Consider the following 15,921-nt stretch of genomic DNA (forward strand, 5'->3'; position numbering starts at 1 on the left):
CACAGCCTGAAGGTGCCTGTAGCCAAAATGTGCCGACGACCGAACAATCGGTAGGTGAGGCGCATCACACCGAGGCGCCGTCGAAGCCGCTCCCACGAGGAGGTGCCGTCATGACGGTCACGGAGCAGCGGGGCGCCCACCGCGCCGGCGCACCCACGCCGCCGCCCGCCTGGCAGCCCCGCACGGACCCCGCGCCGCTGCTGCCCGACGCGGAGCCCTACCGGGTCCTGGGGACCGTCGGCGCCGACCGGGTCGAGCCGGAGCTGCTGCGCCGGCTGTACGCGGAGGTGGTGCGCGGGCGCAGGTTCAACGCGCAGGCGACAGCCCTGACCAAGCAGGGCCGCCTCGCCGTCTACCCCTCGACGACCGGCCAGGAGGCGGCCGAGGTCGCCGCCGCGCTCGCCCTGGAGGAGCGCGACTGGCTCTTCCCCAGCTACCGCGACACCCTCGCCGCCGTGGCCCGCGGCCTCGACCCGGTCCAGGCACTGACGCTGCTGCGCGGCGACCGGCACACGGGGTACGACCCGCGCGAGCACCGCATCGCGCCCCTGTGCACCCCCCTCGCGACCCAATTGCCGCACGCGGTGGGCCTCGCCCATGCCGCACGGCTCAAGGGCGACGACGTGGTGGCGCTCGCCATGGTCGGCGACGGCGGGACGAGCGAGGGCGACTTCCACGAGGCGCTGAACTTCGCGGCCGTGTGGCAGGCGCCCGTCGTCTTCCTCGTACAGAACAACGGGTACGCCATCTCCGTGCCGCTGGCCAAGCAGACCGCGGCGCCGTCCCTGGCCCACAAGGCCGTCGGGTACGGGATGCCGGGCCGCCTGGTCGACGGGAACGACGCGGTGGCGATGCACGAGGTCCTCTCCGACGCCGTGGCACGCGCGCGTGGGGGCAGGGGCCCGACGCTGATCGAGGCCGTCACCTACCGGATGGACGCGCACACGAACGCGGACGACGCCACCCGCTACCGCAGCGAGTCCGAGGTCGACGCGTGGCGCGGGCACGACCCGGTCCTGCTCCTGGAGCGGGAACTGACGCGGCGCGGACTGATGGACGAGGCCGGCATACAGGCCGTGCGTGACGAAGCCGAGACGATGGCGGCCGCCTTGCGGGAGCACATGAACCAGGACCCGGCGCTCGACCCGATGGATCTCTTCACCCACGTGTACGCAGAGCAGACGTCGCAACTGCGCGAGCAGGCCGAGCAACTGCGGGCCGAGCTCGACGCCGAGGCGGAGATGTCCGAAGGAGGCCGGTCATGACCACTGTCGCCGACAGGTCGGCCGTGAGACCGGCCACCATGGCGCAGGCCCTCGGGCGCGCGCTGCGGGACTCCATGGCCGAGGACCCGGCCGTGCACGTCATGGGCGAGGACGTGGGCGCGCTCGGCGGCGTCTTCCGCGTCACCGACGGGCTCGCCAAGGAGTTCGGCGAGGACCGCTGTACGGACACGCCGCTCGCGGAGGCCGGCATCCTCGGCACCGCCGTCGGCATGGCGATGTACGGGCTGCGGCCGGTCGTGGAGATGCAGTTCGACGCGTTCGCGTACCCCGCCTTCGAGCAGCTGATCTCGCACGTCGCGCGGATGCGCAACCGTACGCAGGGAGCCATGCCGCTGCCCATCACCGTACGGGTGCCCTACGGGGGCGGCATCGGTGGCGTGGAGCACCACAGCGACTCCTCCGAGGCGTACTACATGGCGACGCCGGGTCTGACCGTCGTCACGCCCGCGACCGTCGCGGACGCGTACGGGCTGCTGCGGCAGTCGATCGCCTCCGACGACCCGGTGGTGTTCCTGGAGCCCAAGCGGCTCTATTGGGCGAAGGATTCCTGGAACCCCGAGCGGCCCGCGGACGTTGAGCCCATAGGCACGGCAGTGGTCCGCCGCCCCGGGACCAGTGCCACGCTCATCACGTACGGACCGTCCCTGCCCGTCTGCCTGGAGGCGGCCGAGGCGGCCCGCGCGGAGGGCTGGGACCTCGAAGTGGTCGACCTGCGCTCGCTGGTGCCCTTCGACGACGCGACGGTCGCCGCGTCCGTGCGCCGCACCGGGCGTGCGGTGGTCGTGCACGAGTCCGGCGGTTTCGGCGGGCCCGGCGGGGAGATCGCCGCGCGCGTCAGCGAGCGCTGCTTCCACCATCTGGAGGCGCCGGTGCTGCGGGTGGCCGGGTTCGACATTCCGTACCCGCCGCCGATGCTCGAGCGGCACCATCTTCCCGGCGTGGACCGGGTGTTGGACGCCGTCGCGCGGCTCCAGTGGGATCAGTGAGGGGATCGGGCTGATGGCGCAGGTTCTGGAGTTCAAGCTGCCCGACCTCGGGGAGGGACTCACCGAGGCGGAGATCGTCCGGTGGCTGGTGTCGGTCGGCGATGTGGTCGCCGTCGACCAGCCCGTCGTCGAGGTGGAGACCGCCAAGGCGATGGTCGAGGTGCCGTGCCCGTACGGCGGCGTGGTCACGGCTCGCTTCGGTGAGGAAGGGTCCGAACTGCCGGTCGGAGCACCCTTGTTGACCGTGGCGGTCGGCGCCACGGAGCCCCCGGCCGGGGATGTGGTGCCGGACGGGCCCGGGGGCGCTGTGCCGGACTCGTCCGAGGGCTCGGGGAACGTGCTGGTCGGATACGGGACGGCCGCTCCACCGGCCCGACGCAGGCGCGTACGGAGCGGGCTCACCGCCGGGGGAGCCGGTCAGGGAGCCGGGCCGGTGTTCGCCGGCCCGGGGCTCGCCGACCCGGCGCCGTCGAGGACACCTGGTGGGCTCGCCGACCCGGCGCCGCTGCGGGCACCCGGTGGTTCGGCGGCAGCTGTTCGGACCCCGGACGCTGCGGTTGAGGTCGTGGCCGCCGGGAGCGGTGGGCCCGTGCCCGTCATCTCTCCCATCGTGCGCAAGCTTGCGCGGGACTGTGGGCTTGACCTGCGAGAAGTGGTCGGCTCGGGGCCCGAGGGCCTCATCCTCCGTACGGACGTGGAGCGCGCCATCGCGGCCCGGACCGAGGTGGCTGCCCCGGCCGCCGAAGCCCCCGCCCCCGTGGCCGCCCCGCAGGGCCACCGCACCCCGTTGCGGGGTATTCGCGGGGCCGTCGCCGACAAGCTCTCCCGTAGCCGTCGCGAGATACCCGACGCGACCTGTTGGGTGGACGCCGATGCCACGGAGCTGATGCACGCGCGCGTGGCGATGAACTCCGCCACGGGCCCGTCCGCCGGGCCGAAGATCTCCGTTCTGGCGCTGCTCGCCCGTATCTGTACGGCGGCCCTCGCCCGTTACCCGGAGCTCAACGCCACGGTCGACACGGAGCGCCGCGAGATCGTGCGGCTCGACGAGGTACACCTCGGGTTCGCCGCGCAGACCGCGCGCGGGCTGGTCGTGCCGGTCGTCCGGGACGCCCACGCGCGCGGGGCGGAGTCGCTGAGCGCCGAGTTCAAGCGGCTCACCGACGCGGCGCGGGACGGGACGCTGACGCCCGGGGAACTCACCGGTGGCACCTTCACGTTGAACAACTACGGGGTGTTCGGCGTCGACGGCTCCACGCCGATCATCAACCACCCCGAGGCGGCCATGCTCGGAGTCGGCCGGATCACCCCCAAACCCTGGGTGCACGAGGGCGAGTTGGCGGTCCGCCAGGTGGTGCAGCTGTCCCTCACCTTCGACCACCGGGTGTGCGACGGCGGCACGGCGGGCGGCTTCCTGCGCTTCGTCGCGGACTGCGTGGAGCGACCCGCGGTGCTGTTGCGCACCCTCTGATCACACGATCCGTCACCCCCGGCACCGCCCCGCGGGGGTGGCAATGATCGCCCGTACGCCCATACTCGGGGCATGACCGCAGCCGCCGGGCCGATCCGTGACGCCCCCGCCCACGACGCCGTCGTCCTGGCCGGGGGTGCCGCGCGGCGGCTCGGGGGTGTGGACAAGCCCGGGGTGCGGGTCGGTGGCCGCGCGCTGCTCGACCGGGTCCTCGCCGCCTGTGCCGGGGCCCGCGCCACCGTCGTGGTCGCCGAGCCGCGGCCGACCGCGTTCCCTGTCGTCTGGGCGCGCGAGGAACCGCCGGGCGGTGGGCCCCTCGCCGCGCTGGACGCCGGGGTCGGAGCACTGCCCGAGCCGCCGACGCGGGGTGCCGGCGCGCCGGCCCGGGCGGAGTACGTCGTCGTGCTCTCCGCCGATCTGCCGTTCCTCGGGGAACAGACTGTTCGCACGCTGCTTGATGCACTTGGGCCGGCGCGGGACGTGAGCGGGGAGCGCGACGCACACGACGCACACGACGCACACGACGCACACGACGCACACGACGCACACGACGCACACGACACGCAGGGCACACACGGCAAGCAGGACGTGCAGGGCACGCACGACACGCAGGGCACACACGGCAAGCAGGACGTGCAGGGCACACACGACACGCACGACACGCACGGCGTGGACGGCGCGCTGCTCACCGACGGCGACGGACGCGATCAGCCTCTCGTCGCGGTGTACCGAAGGGCCGCCCTGCGCCGGGTTCTGGACGCGCTGCGCGCCGAGCACGGGGCGCTCACCGGGCTGCCCCTGCGCCTGCTCGTCCGGAACCTGAAGCTCACCCGCATCACCGACCCCGTCGCGTCGTTCGACTGCGACACCTGGGACGACATCGCCGCCGCCCGGTCACGGATCAGGGAGCATGGTCACGTGTTGGATGAATGGATCTCCGCAGCCAAGGACGAACTGGGCCTCGACCTGGACGTCGACACCGGCCTCCTGCTCGACCTCGCCCGCGATGCCGCGCACGGGGTCGCCCGTCCCGCGGCGCCCCTGACGACGTTCCTCGTCGGATACGCGGCGGCGCGGGCGGGCGGCGGCCCCGAAGCGGTCGCCGCCGCCGCGGCCAAGGCGGCCGCGCTCGCCAACAGGTGGGCGCAGGAAGCCGAGTCGGCGACCGAGCCCGGCGACGCCGCGCCGGACGCGGGACGAGACGCGCAATGAACGGCCCCGACGGGCGGTCGGCGCAGGCCGCGCCCTTGAACGGGCTGGGCGGATCGAACGGGCCGAACGGACTGGACGGTGACGTCGACGAGGCGCTCGCCCTGGCCAACGACAACCGCCGCGGCCCCCGGCCCGGCAGCGGCGGTGCCCCCGCCGCCCCTGCCCCCGGACCGCGGCAGACCCAAGAGGCCGGGGCCCCGCAGGCGCCGGCCCCCGCCCCGGCCGCCGAGCACCACCGGGCGACGTCCTGGCCCGCGGCCCGGCGCCTCGCCCGTGAGGCCGGCCGCCGCGCCGCGGAGCACCGGGCCCGCATCGCTGTCGATCCGGACCGGGATACCGACCCCCCCTTTCCTGCGAACATCGAGGGCACCATGGGCACCAAGGGCATCGGGGCCGTCGCGGGCGCCGAAGGCATCGAGGGCTTCAGGTCCCTGCTGGAAGGCCCGGCAGGGACGCGTGCGCTCCCCCGTGGTGCCGTCCGCGTCCCCCTCGACCAGGCACTGGGTCTCGTACTCGCCACGCCGCTGACCGCTCTCACCGACCTGCCCTCCTTCGACACGTCCGCGATGGACGGCTGGGTCGTGGCCGGGCCGGGCCCCTGGGTGGTGCGGGACGAGAAGATCCTCGCCGGGCACGCCTCGCCCGCGTCCCTGGCCGACGGCGAGGCCGCGACGATCGCGACCGGCGCGCGCATCCCGGCCGACACCACCGCCGTGATCCGCAGCGAGCACGGGCACACCGACGACAAGGGCCAGTTGCACCCGCTGCGCCGCGTCGCGCACGGCCAGGACATCCGTCCGCGCGGCCAGGAGTGCCGCAGCGGCGACCTGCTGCTGCCCGCGGGCGGCCTGGTCACCCCCGCCGTCCTCGGGCTCGCGGCCGCGGCCGGCTATGACGAGCTGGCCGTCTTCCCGCGACCGCGGGCGGAGGTACTCGTCCTGGGCGACGAGTTGCTGACCTCGGGCCTCCCCCGCGACGGCCTCATCCGTGACGCGCTCGGCCCGATGCTGCCGCACTGGCTGCGTGCCCTGGGCGTCGAGGTGACCGCCGTACGCCGGATCGGTGACGACGCCAAAGCCCTGCTCAAGGCGGTCCGCGGGGCCAAGGCGGACCTCGTCGTGACCACCGGCGGCACCGCGTCGGGCCCCGTCGACCACGTCCACCCCACGCTGCGCGCCCTCGACGCCGAACTGCTCGTGGACGGCGTCGCGGTGCGCCCCGGCCACCCGATGCTGCTCGCCCGGATCAAGGACGGGAAGTACCTCGTAGGCCTGCCCGGCAATCCACTGGCGGCCGTCTCGGGGCTGCTCACGCTCGCCGAGCCGTTGCTGCGGGCCCTCTCGGGCCGGGCCGAGGACGAGGCGCCGTACGGGGCACCCCTGCACAGTTCCGTCCAGGGGCACCCGTACGACACCCGGCTCGTCCCGGTCGTGATGCGCCAGGACAGCGACAGCGGGCACGACTGGGCGGTGCCGCTGCACTACAACGGTCCGGCCATGCTGCGTGGCATCGCCGCCTCGGACGGCCTCGCGGTCGTGCCGCCCGGCGGCGCCCAGGAGGGGCAGGAGGTCGAGATCCTCGACCTGCCGTGGTCCTGGGGGCCGGCGACGGGCGGCTCTCTCGGCGTCTCCACCTCCCCGTTCAAGACAACGGGGAACGCGGCGGGGAACGCGGCCGGGCACACAACCGGGCACACGGCCGGGAATGCTGCGCCGAGCCACCTCGGGGACGAGACCCGCCAGGCAGCACCCCCGAACGTCGGGGCCGAGTCGCCGCACGACACCATGGGCTCCGCGACCCTGACCACCACGCAGTCCGGGACGCAGACAGCGGACAACTCCCCGGGCGACGAAGGGTGTTTCACGTGAAACTGGCCGGCCATGACGCCATGGCGCGCCAAGCGGACGAGAAAACGACGACGTACCGGGTGAAGCTCCCCCGGCGCATCGTCGAGCGTCCGCTGCGCCAGGTCGCCCGCCGGGTCCTGATGGCCCTCGCGGTGCTCGTCCTCACCGCGCTCCTCGTGTGGTTCGACCGGGTCGGCTACAACGACAACTCCGACGGCAGCGTCGACCTCCTCGACGCCTTCTACTACGCGACCGTCACCCTCTCCACCACGGGCTACGGCGACATCACGCCGGTCAGTGACGGGGCGCGGCTCACCAACATCTTCCTCATCACGCCGCTGCGTGTGCTCTTCCTGATCATCCTGGTCGGCACCACGCTCGAAGTCCTCACCGAACGGACCCGGGAGGAATGGCGCCTGAACCGCTGGAGGTCCAACTTGCGTGACCACACTGTCGTCATCGGCTTCGGCACCAAGGGCCGTAGCGCGGTGGAGACCGTCTGCGCGACCGGTCTGAAGCCCGAGCAGGTCGTCGTGGTCGACCCCAGCAGCAAGGTCATCGAGGCGGCGAACAGCCTCGGGTACGCGGGTGTCATGGGCGACGCGACCCGCAGCGACGTCCTGTGGCGTGCCGAGGTGCAGCGGGCCCGGAAGATCATCATCGCCACCCAGCGCGACGACACGGCTGTCCTGGTCACACTCACCGCGCGGCAGCTGAACCGCAGCGCGAAGATCGTGGCCGCCGTGCGCGAGGAGGAGAACGCGCAGTTGCTGCGCCAGTCCGGCGCCGACGCGGTGATCACCAGTGCCAGTGCGGCGGGCCGGCTGCTCGGCCTGTCGGTGCTGAGCCCGCACGCGGGCATGGTTCTCGAAGACCTCATCCAGAAGGGCAGCGGTCTCGATCTGATCGAGCGCCCGGTGATAAAGGCCGAGGTCGGGTTGCAGCCGAAGGAGACGGAGGACCTGGTCGTCAGCGTCGTACGCGGTCATCGCGTGCTCGGTTACGACGACAAGGCCATCGGGACGCTCCAGTTGACCGACCGGCTCATCACCATTGTGCGGGTCACGCCGACGACGCAGGTCGCCCCGGACTCGAAGCCGCTGCCACAGGACTGACGGGCCGGCGTCGTTGCCGCGGGATCGATGACCCGGCGTCGGACCGGGATCGGCGCGGGTACGGGAGTAGCCTCGCGGCCATGTATGCGATCACGATTCCGGAACCCGGTGGACCCGAGGCGCTCGTCTGGGCGGAGGTCCCCGACCCCGTACCCGGCGAGGGTGAAGTCCTGGTCGAGGTGGTCTCCAGCGCCGTCAACCGCGCTGATCTGCTCCAGCGCCAGGGCTTCTACAACCCGCCGCCCGGCAGTTCCCCCTACCCCGGTCTGGAGTGTGCGGGCCGGATCGCCGAGGTCGGGCCCGGGGTGTCGGGCTGGTCCGTGGGTGACGAGGTGTGCGCGCTGCTCGTGGGCGGCGGGTACGCGGAGAAGGTCGTCGTCCCGGCCGGGCAGCTGCTGCCGGTGCCGAAGGGGATCGACCTGGTCAAGGCCGCCGCGCTGCCCGAGGTGGTGTGCACGGTGTGGTCGAACGTCTTCATGATCGCCCATCTGCGGCCGGGCGAGACGTTCCTCGTGCACGGCGGCTCCAGCGGTATCGGGACCATGGCGATCCAGCTCGCGAAGTCCGTCGGCGCCAAGGTCGCCGTCACGGCGGGCAGCAAGGAGAAGCTCGACTTCTGCGCCGGGCTCGGGGCGGACATCCTGATCAACTATCGCGAGCAGGACTTCGTGGAGGAGATCAAGGCGGCGACGGACGGGGCCGGCGCCGACGTCATCCTCGACAACATGGGTGCCAAGTACCTGAACCGCAACGTCGACGCCCTCGCCGTCAACGGCCGCCTCGCCATCATCGGCATGCAGGGTGGCGTCAAGGGTGAGCTGAACATCGGTACGTTGCTGGGCAAGCGCGGCGCCATCACCGCCACCACGCTGCGGGCCCGCCCGCTCGCGGAGAAGGCGGCGGTCGTCGCGGCCGTGCGGGAGCATGTCTGGCCGTTGATCGAGGGCGGGCACGTGCGGCCGATCGTGGACCAGGAGCTGCCGATGAGCGATGCCGCGCAGGGGCACCGGGTCCTGGAGGAGAGCGGCCACATCGGCAAGGTGCTGCTCACGCGTCAGTAGGGCCGCGACGCCCGCCGGCGCTGGGGGCCAGAGCCGCGCATGGATCCGGCCCGGCCCGGCTCGGCCCAGCTCGGCCCGGCTCGGCTCGGCTCGGCCCGGCCCGGCCCGGCCTGGCCTGGCCCGGCCCCGCTCCGCTCCGCCTGGAGACTGACGCCGTAGCCGTAGCCGTAGCCGTAGCCGTAGCCCAGGAACATATGGCCCTTCGCCGCAGCCGGAGCGCCGGACGTGCGGCCTATCGCCGTAGCCGTAGCGCCAGGAAGCCGATGCCGAGGCCGGTCAGCAGGAGGCCCGCTCCCAGGGGCACCACGTTCACGAGGGGTTCCGTCCCGCCCGTGGCCGTGGGCTGCTGTGCGGGGGCGGGCCGCTCGGGGCGCGGGTTCGGCGGCGTGGACTCGGACGGTTCGGCCTCCGGGTGCGACGGGAAGACGGGGTCGTCGGAGCCCGGGACGGGCAGTGGCCGCCCCGGCGGGGTCCGCCCCACCCCCGCGCGGCTGCCGGCCAGCGACTCGTCCGGGGAGGGCTCGGCGACGTACGCCACGGGGATCCGGGCGGGTGCTCCATGCGGCGAGTGCGCTGCGGAACGGCGCTCCCCAGCGTGGAGCTCCACGGCCTGGAAGACAGGGGAGGCCTGGAAGACACGGGCGGCCTGGCCGGCAGAGGTGGCAGAGGTGGCAGAGGCGGCAGAGGCGGCATGTGCGGCCTGGGAGAGGGGGGCCGAGGCGAGCACGATGAGCGCGAACAGGTTCACCACGACCCCGACCGCCGGGCGCAGCCCCATGCCCGTCCCCTTTCGCCGCCGCTCTGTCCCTCCACTAAGCCTCACATAGGCGAATAAAACGGGCACGCCGGATTTCGTCCCGTCCCGGCGCGGTGGATCAGCCCGCAACGGGGGCACCACCCAGGTGTGAAGGTCGGGTACGAGAGAATGGCTGCATGGAGATGCCGAGGAACGAACGGTCGCCGGAGAACCCCCAGATTCTGGTCGTGGGCCAGGACGGTATGGCCCTGGGTGGCGGCGGAGACGACGAATCCCGCGAGGTCCCGGTGACGGAGATGGTGGAACAGCCCGCCAAGGTGATGCGCATCGGCAGCATGATCAAGCAGCTGCTGGAGGAAGTGCGTGCGGCTCCCCTGGACGAGGCGAGCCGGCAGCGGCTCAAGGAGATCCACGCCAGCTCGGTCAAGGAGCTGGAGGACGGGCTCGCGCCCGAGCTCGTCGAGGAGCTGGAGCGGATCTCCCTGCCCTTCACCGATGACACGACGCCGAGCGACGCGGAGCTGCGTATTGCGCAGGCGCAGTTGGTGGGCTGGCTCGAGGGGCTGTTCCACGGGATCCAGACGACGCTGTTCGCCCAGCAGATGGCGGCCCGCGCCCAGCTGGAGCAGATGCGCCGCGCGTTGCCGCCGGGGGTCGGCGGGGGCGACGACGAGGACGAGGACCCGCGCACCATGGGCCGCTCGGGCGGGCCGTACCTGTAGCCGTACCGGCGCACGGACGAAGAAGGGCCCGGCCCGCGCGAAGAGCGCAGGCCGGGCCCTTTGGCGACCCGGGTCACATTGCGCTCATAGCGGCGGCGGGACTCGCCTGTCTGACGGTCCCGCTCGGCCGACGGTCATGGTGTGGCCATCCGCCTCGTCACCCGCAGGAACAACGGTGACGACCACGCTTGGACCTGGCACCACTACAAGGGGGCAACGGCGGTGAGCAGTCGTGGGACACCACCGCGACGGACACGGCCGGTATCGCTGCCATGGGTATTCAGGCAGCTCTGTTCGAAGGGGACCAGCTGCTGAGCCTGTGCACCAGCAGCTTCACGAACAACCCTTACTGATCCGGAAGCCCAACGCCCTCTCACGCAGAGGGGTCGCCGCAACCCGTCCGTTTATCCGGGCGGGTTGCCCGTCGAGACCTGGAGCTGGATCTTCACGTCCTCCGGGTCGATCTCGGTGCCCGCCGCGGGGGACTGGCTCATGACCGAGCCCTCGCCGTACGTGTTCTCGTTGTAGGGCTTTACGGCGGGGATCCAGCCCGCGGCGCGGAAGCAGGCCTTCACCGAATCGATGTTCTTGAGGTAGAAGTCCGGGACCTTGATCTTGTTCTCGTCGTTCGAGCCGTTGTAGGGCTCCGTGCACTCGTCCGTCTCGACCGTCTTCGTCGGGTCCGGGCCCTTGTGCCCTGCGACCGCCGACTGGGACGCCTTGTCGGAACCGCCGCCGCCCGTGTCGTCACCCTTGTTGTTCAGCGTCAGGGCCGTGATCAGGCCGCCGATGGCGATGAGCGCGACGACGACCGAGGCGACGACCACTCCCTTGTTACGGCCTCCGCCGCTCGCGTTCTGCGTGCTCGTCTGCGGCTGGTGGCCCATGGTGTACGGCGGCGGGGTGTGCTGGCCCTGCGGCGCGTACGGGGACGCGGGCGGCGGTGTCTGGTAGCCGCCCTGCATGCTCTGGTGCTGGGGCTGCTGCGGGTAGCCGTACCCGGGCTGCGGCGTGGGCGGCCCGTAGGGGCTCGGCTGGGGCGTCGGCTGGTACGGCGTCTGGACGGGCCCCGGGACCGGTGCCCCGCTCTGGTCGACCGGCGGGAAGACGGCGGAGCCGACGCCCGCGCCGCTCGACGTCCGGGCGCCCGGCACGATGCTCGGCGCGGCCGGGGCGAGCGACTGGGCCACGCGCAGGCACTCGTCCCGCATCGCCTCCGCGCTCGGGAAACGCTCGTTCGGGTTCTTCTTCAGCGCGCGGGCCACGAGCGCGTCGACGGCCGGCGGCAGCGCCCGGTTGATCGAGGACGGAGCGACCGGCTCCTCCTGTACGTGCGCGTACGCGATGGCCAGCGGCGAGTCCGCCTCGAACGGGAGGCGTCCGGTGGTCAGTTGGAAGAGCATGATGCCGACCGAGTACAGGTCGGAGCGGGCGTCGACGGCGCGGCCCAGGGCCTGCTCGGGCGACAGGTACTGCGGGGTGCCGACGACCATGCCGGTCTGCGTCATCGACGTGACGCCGGACTGCATGGCGCGGGCGATGCCGAAGTCCATGACCTTGACGACGCCCCGCTTCGTCATCATCACGTTGCCCGGCTTGATGTCGCGGTGCACCAGGCCCATCTCGTGGCTGATCTCGAGCGCCGCGAGGACATCCGCGGTGATCTTCAGGGCCTTGTCGGCGGGCATGGCGCCGTGACTCCGTACGTCCTGGTCGAGCACGGAGCCGAGCGGGAGGCCCTCGACGTACTCCATGACGATGTACGGAGTGATCATTCCGTCGAGGTCGTCCTCGCCGGAGTCGTAGACCGAGACGATGTTCGTGTGCGTGAGCTTGGCCACGGACATGGCCTCGCGCTGGAAGCGCTGGCGGAAGGAGTCCTCGCGGCCGAGTTCCGTGTGCAAAGTCTTGATGGCGACGGAGCGGTCGAGCCGGGTGTCGTGCGCGAGGTGCACGGAGGCCATGCCGCCCTGGCCGAGCAGGTCCCGCAGCTGGTACCGCCCGCCGGCCACGGAGCGACCCTCGTACCGGCCTGCGACGCCGCCGTCTTGGCTCATTTTCTACGTCCCCCATAGCGCCCCGCGTCGGCGCGGCCGGTGATCGAATTCAGCTATTCCCGGCCAAGTCTGCCCGAGGGCACGGGCACGTCAAGCTCGATGCCCGATCCGTGACCGTACGGGCGGGAAGCGTCGCGCAAGCGTTACAGGAAAGGGGCTCGAAATGGTCATGGACCGGGCACGGAAATTGCGCGCACGATTTGCAGGGCCCGCACGGCAACGGGTTTGATGTCCGGTCCATCTCGGAACGGTGGCGCGGCCGGAGCCTGTAGCGTGACCCGACGGAGAACCGTAATTCACCACCGCGCGTACTCCGACGCAGGGTTCCGGCAGCATGGGCGGCACGGACAGAAACGACGGCGAGGACTGATGGCACAGCAGCAGCGCGCTCAGGGCCCGTCCGACCCCGAGGCGACTGGCGGCGGTATGTCAGATGCGCCGGAGTTGTGGGGCAACGGCGGGCTCGTCGGTGACGGTCGATACCGGATGACGCACAGACTCGGCCGGGGCGGCATGGCCGAGGTGTTCGCGGCCGAGGACGTACGCCTCGGGCGCACCGTCGCCGTCAAGCTGCTCCGCTCCGACCTCGCCGAGGACCCGGTCTCCAAGGCCCGCTTCACCCGCGAGGCACAGTCGGTCGCCGGACTGAACCACCACGCCGTCGTCGCGGTCTACGACTCGGGCGAGGACTACGTGAACGGCAGCACCGTTCCGTACATCGTCATGGAGCTCGTCGAGGGCCGCACCATCCGCGACCTGCTGCTGAACGCCGAGGCGCCGGGCCCCGAGCAGGCCCTGATCATCGTCTCCGGCGTCCTCGAGGCGCTCGCCTACTCGCACCAGCACGGCATCGTGCACCGTGACATCAAGCCCGCGAACGTGATCATCACCCACACCGGCGCGGTGAAGGTGATGGACTTCGGCATCGCCCGCGCCCTGCACGGCGCGCAGTCGACGATGACGCAGACCGGCATGGTCATGGGCACACCCCAGTACCTCTCCCCCGAGCAGGCCCTCGGCAAGGCCGTCGACCACCGCTCCGACCTGTACGCGACCGGCTGCCTGCTCTACGAACTTCTCGCGCTGCGGCCCCCGTTCACCGGCGAGACGCCGCTGTCGGTCGTCTACCAGCACGTCCAGGACATCCCCGTGCCGCCCTCCGAGGTCTCGGACGCGACGCCGCCGGAGCTGGACGGCCTCGTGATGCGCTCGCTGGCCAAGGACCCGGACGACCGGTTCCAGACGGCCGAGGAGATGCGCGGCCTCGTCCAGTACGGCCTGACGATGCTGTACGAGCAGGGCGGCCACACCGGCACCTGGAACACCGGGCCGGTCGACTCCGCCATGCACGAGGGCGGCAGCACCCCGGCGATGGGCCTGGCCGGCACCACCGCGATGCCCCACCCCGGGGACTACGGCACGGCCGCGCAGCCGATGCTGCGTCCGCCGGGCGACGACGGCGGCTTCGACGGCCAGGGGAACCGGGGCGGTGGCCGCGGCAAGGTGTGGATCTTCGCTGTGCTCGCGGTGATCGCGATCGCGGCGGGCGTCGCCCTGGCGCTGAACGCGAGCAACGACAAGGGCGGCGGTGGCGGCACCAAGCAGTCCCCGCCCGCCACGCAGTCCGAGACGAAGGACAAGCCGAGCAAGTCCGCCGACGACGACGCGACCGCGGACGAGACGCAGGACACGGGCGACGGCTCGGGCGGGCAGGGCGACTACACGCCGTCGTACCAGCCCACCACCGGCAACGAGACACCTACGCAGTCGGAGACGAACCAGCCGACCGAGCCGTCCGGTGAGCCAACGGACAGGGACACTCCCACGGAGACGGAAACCGAGGAGCCGCCCGCCTCGCCCACCCCGCCGGGTGGCGGTGGCGGTGACGTCGGCGGCGGTGACAACGGCGGCGAGACCGGCACTACTGGCGAGGTGGCCGGCACCATCGGCGGCTGACCCGCCCCGGCCCGCTTCACGGGGGCTACATGCGCCGCACGCGCGCGTGGGGCGCCCGCCGCGCCGACCCTCCCCGCAGTTCGTGCACGGTCACGAACTGCGGGTGCACGCGCAGATACACCGGGTCGAAGAGCTCGCCGTCCGCGAAATGCGGCGCGGGCCCGAAAAGTTCCAGTTCGGCGGTGCCTGGCTCGACCTGATCACAGGTGCCGACGCACTGCACCGACCACTGGGCAGCGCCGTCGTCCTCGGCGGCCGGGCCGCTCAGGTTGTCCGCCCCGTAGGCGACCACGCTGCCGTCGCAGGCCTGGTGGTACCCGTAACCCCGGTGCAGGCGCAGCAGGAGGCGCCCGTCGGCCACGACGTGGCGGGCGGCGGCGAGGAAGGGCAGAGCGCGCATGCTGGTCGCCACCCGCCCGTAGTTCACGCGGGCGAGCAGCTCGAAGCCGCGCTGAAGGTCCTGCGGCTGCGTCTCGGAGGGCATGTCACCACTCTGCGATCCCGGCGGGGTGCCGGAAAAGAGCATCCCGCCCCCACCCCGAGGGACGTAGGTCCCGTGTGGGCAGGCACCCGGGTGAGCAACAAGCGCAACTGTGGACGCGGCCGGGACCGAAGACGCGACCAGGGCCGTAGCCGCCGCCGTCAGTGCTGTTTCTGTGCCTGCATGCGCGCCACATAGGCCGCGGCCTGCGAGCGGCGCTCCATGCCGAGCTTGGACAGGAGGCTGGAGACATAGTTCTTGATCGTCTTCTCGGCGAGGTGGAGGCGCTCACCGATCACGCGGTTGGTCAGGCCCTCGCCGATCAGATCGAGGATCCTGCGCTCCTGGTCGGTGAGGCCCGCGAGCCGGTCGTCGTCCTTGTTGCGGCCGCCGTCGCGCAGCCGCTCCAGGACCCGGGCGGTGGCCACCGGGTCGAGCAGCGACCGGCCCGCCGCCACGTCGCGGACGGCCGTCAGCAGCTCGTTGCCCCGGATCGCCTTCAGTACGTAGCCGGACGCGCCGGCCATGATCGCGTCGAAGAGGGCTTCGTCGTCCGAGAACGAGGTCAGCATCAGGCACCGGATCGACTCGTCCTGGGAGCGGACCTCCCGGCACACCTCGACACCGCTGCCGTCCGGCAGGCGCACGTCGAGCACGGCGACATCGGGCCGGGTCGCCGGGATCCGCACCAGTGCGTCGGCGGCCGTACCGGCCTCGCCGACCACCTCGATGTCGTCCTCCATCGAGAGCAACTCGTGAACGCCCCGGCGCACCACTTCGTGGTCGTCGAGGAGAAATACCGTAATTTTTCCGTCTTCGCGCACGAATTCAGTCTCACACACCGGCTCTTCCCGCGCCCTGGGTGACCGGGATAACGTGCCGGTGTTCCGGCCCCCTGCCAGGCTGTGACCAGGGCTCAGTCCACGGCTGTGACCTGCGGCGCTTCGTCCTTCGTGCGAGTAGTAGGAAA

14 protein-coding genes are annotated in these 15,921 nt (G+C 72.0%); 9 read left to right on the forward strand and 5 right to left on the reverse strand.

Annotation, left to right across the window (positions count from 1 at the left end; translation table 11 throughout):
• Nucleotides 1–110 precede the first annotated feature (110 nt).
• The 7 genes from pdhA to ABD366_RS20485 all read left to right on the forward strand — a co-directional run bounded on the left by pdhA (nt 111) and on the right by ABD366_RS20485 (nt 8,978).
• Entirely contained in the window at nt 111–1,265 is a 1,155-nt protein-coding gene (pdhA, locus tag ABD366_RS20455) for a pyruvate dehydrogenase (acetyl-transferring) E1 component subunit alpha (protein WP_324774543.1), read from the forward strand.
• Nucleotides 1,262–2,272 carry an alpha-ketoacid dehydrogenase subunit beta gene (locus tag ABD366_RS20460; RefSeq protein WP_324774541.1) on the forward strand — a complete coding sequence of 337 codons (1,011 nt, stop codon included), beginning with the start codon at nt 1,262–1,264 and terminating at the stop codon, nt 2,270–2,272. Before pdhA ends, ABD366_RS20460 begins: the two co-directional genes overlap by 4 nt.
• 13 nt (nt 2,273–2,285) lie before the next feature.
• Nucleotides 2,286–3,743, forward strand: coding sequence for a dihydrolipoamide acetyltransferase family protein (locus ABD366_RS20465; protein ID WP_324774539.1), 1,458 nt, complete (start codon nt 2,286–2,288; stop codon nt 3,741–3,743).
• A gap of 72 nt (nt 3,744–3,815) precedes the next feature.
• The gene (locus ABD366_RS20470; protein ID WP_344442213.1) at nt 3,816–4,955 is read left to right on the forward strand and encodes a DUF6457 domain-containing protein; all 1,140 of its coding nucleotides are present in this window, start codon (nt 3,816–3,818) and stop codon (nt 4,953–4,955) included.
• Nucleotides 4,952–6,823 (forward strand): molybdopterin molybdotransferase MoeA, encoded by a 1,872-nt coding sequence (locus ABD366_RS20475; protein WP_324766193.1) that lies wholly within the window; start codon nt 4,952–4,954, stop codon nt 6,821–6,823. Before ABD366_RS20470 ends, ABD366_RS20475 begins: the two co-directional genes overlap by 4 nt.
• Complete coding sequence (locus ABD366_RS20480; protein ID WP_324766192.1) at nt 6,820–7,917, forward strand: potassium channel family protein; 1,098 nt, start codon at nt 6,820–6,822, stop codon at nt 7,915–7,917. Before ABD366_RS20475 ends, ABD366_RS20480 begins: the two co-directional genes overlap by 4 nt.
• 80 nt (nt 7,918–7,997) lie before the next feature.
• Nucleotides 7,998–8,978, forward strand: a complete 981-nt coding sequence (locus ABD366_RS20485; protein WP_324766191.1) for an NAD(P)H-quinone oxidoreductase — start codon at nt 7,998–8,000, stop codon at nt 8,976–8,978.
• On the opposite strand, the gene ABD366_RS20490 is transcribed toward ABD366_RS20485, so the two are convergent.
• Nucleotides 8,972–9,172 (reverse strand): hypothetical protein, encoded by a 201-nt coding sequence (locus ABD366_RS20490; protein WP_324766190.1) that lies wholly within the window; start codon nt 9,170–9,172, stop codon nt 8,972–8,974. The genes ABD366_RS20485 and ABD366_RS20490 overlap by 7 nt on opposite strands.
• Nucleotides 9,173–9,210: 38 nt before the next feature.
• The gene (locus ABD366_RS20495; RefSeq protein ID WP_324766189.1) at nt 9,211–9,756 is read right to left on the reverse strand and encodes a hypothetical protein; all 546 of its coding nucleotides are present in this window, start codon (nt 9,754–9,756) and stop codon (nt 9,211–9,213) included.
• A gap of 155 nt (nt 9,757–9,911) precedes the next feature.
• Between ABD366_RS20495 and ABD366_RS20500 the strand changes: the two genes are divergently transcribed.
• Nucleotides 9,912–10,457, forward strand: coding sequence for a bacterial proteasome activator family protein (locus ABD366_RS20500; protein ID WP_324766188.1), 546 nt, complete (start codon nt 9,912–9,914; stop codon nt 10,455–10,457).
• Nucleotides 10,458–10,861: 404 nt separating this feature from the next.
• On the opposite strand, the gene ABD366_RS20505 is transcribed toward ABD366_RS20500, so the two are convergent.
• The gene (locus ABD366_RS20505; protein ID WP_324766187.1) at nt 10,862–12,514 is read right to left on the reverse strand and encodes a protein kinase domain-containing protein; all 1,653 of its coding nucleotides are present in this window, start codon (nt 12,512–12,514) and stop codon (nt 10,862–10,864) included.
• Nucleotides 12,515–12,883: 369 nt separating this feature from the next.
• On the opposite strand from ABD366_RS20505, the gene ABD366_RS20510 reads away from it, so the two are divergent.
• A complete protein-coding gene (locus ABD366_RS20510) occupies nt 12,884–14,470 on the forward strand; it encodes a protein kinase domain-containing protein (RefSeq protein WP_324766186.1) in 1,587 nt (528 codons plus the stop codon).
• 25 nt (nt 14,471–14,495) lie between these two features.
• On the opposite strand, the gene ABD366_RS20515 is transcribed toward ABD366_RS20510, so the two are convergent.
• On the reverse strand, nt 14,496–14,954 hold the full coding sequence (locus ABD366_RS20515) for a pyridoxamine 5'-phosphate oxidase family protein (RefSeq protein ID WP_324766185.1): 459 nt from the start codon (nt 14,952–14,954) through the stop codon (nt 14,496–14,498).
• 158 nt (nt 14,955–15,112) lie between these two features.
• On the reverse strand, nt 15,113–15,775 hold the full coding sequence (locus ABD366_RS20520) for a response regulator transcription factor (RefSeq protein ID WP_324766184.1): 663 nt from the start codon (nt 15,773–15,775) through the stop codon (nt 15,113–15,115).
• Nucleotides 15,776–15,921 lie beyond the last annotated feature (146 nt).

The organism is Streptomyces kunmingensis (assembly GCF_039533535.1).
Taxonomy (GTDB): Bacteria; Actinomycetota; Actinomycetes; order Streptomycetales; family Streptomycetaceae; genus Streptomyces; species Streptomyces kunmingensis.

Excerpts from the sequence above, each read along its gene's own strand:
- ABD366_RS20475 (WP_324766193.1), top strand. The coding sequence starts at position 4,952 with ATGAACGGCCCCGACGGGCGGTCGGCGCAGGCCGCGCCCTTGAACGGG.
- ABD366_RS20505 (WP_324766187.1), bottom strand. The coding sequence starts at position 12,514 with ATGAGCCAAGACGGCGGCGTCGCAGGCCGGTACGAGGGTCGCTCCGTG.
- ABD366_RS20515 (WP_324766185.1), bottom strand. The coding sequence starts at position 14,954 with ATGCCCTCCGAGACGCAGCCGCAGGACCTTCAGCGCGGCTTCGAGCTG.
- ABD366_RS20490 (WP_324766190.1), bottom strand. The coding sequence starts at position 9,172 with ATGTTCCTGGGCTACGGCTACGGCTACGGCTACGGCTACGGCGTCAGT.
- ABD366_RS20465 (WP_324774539.1), top strand. The coding sequence starts at position 2,286 with ATGGCGCAGGTTCTGGAGTTCAAGCTGCCCGACCTCGGGGAGGGACTC.
- ABD366_RS20510 (WP_324766186.1), top strand. The coding sequence starts at position 12,884 with ATGGCACAGCAGCAGCGCGCTCAGGGCCCGTCCGACCCCGAGGCGACT.
- ABD366_RS20470 (WP_344442213.1), top strand. The coding sequence starts at position 3,816 with ATGACCGCAGCCGCCGGGCCGATCCGTGACGCCCCCGCCCACGACGCC.
- ABD366_RS20460 (WP_324774541.1), top strand. The coding sequence starts at position 1,262 with ATGACCACTGTCGCCGACAGGTCGGCCGTGAGACCGGCCACCATGGCG.
- ABD366_RS20495 (WP_324766189.1), bottom strand. The coding sequence starts at position 9,756 with ATGGGGCTGCGCCCGGCGGTCGGGGTCGTGGTGAACCTGTTCGCGCTC.
- ABD366_RS20500 (WP_324766188.1), top strand. The coding sequence starts at position 9,912 with ATGGAGATGCCGAGGAACGAACGGTCGCCGGAGAACCCCCAGATTCTG.
- pdhA (WP_324774543.1), top strand. The coding sequence starts at position 111 with ATGACGGTCACGGAGCAGCGGGGCGCCCACCGCGCCGGCGCACCCACG.
- ABD366_RS20485 (WP_324766191.1), top strand. The coding sequence starts at position 7,998 with ATGTATGCGATCACGATTCCGGAACCCGGTGGACCCGAGGCGCTCGTC.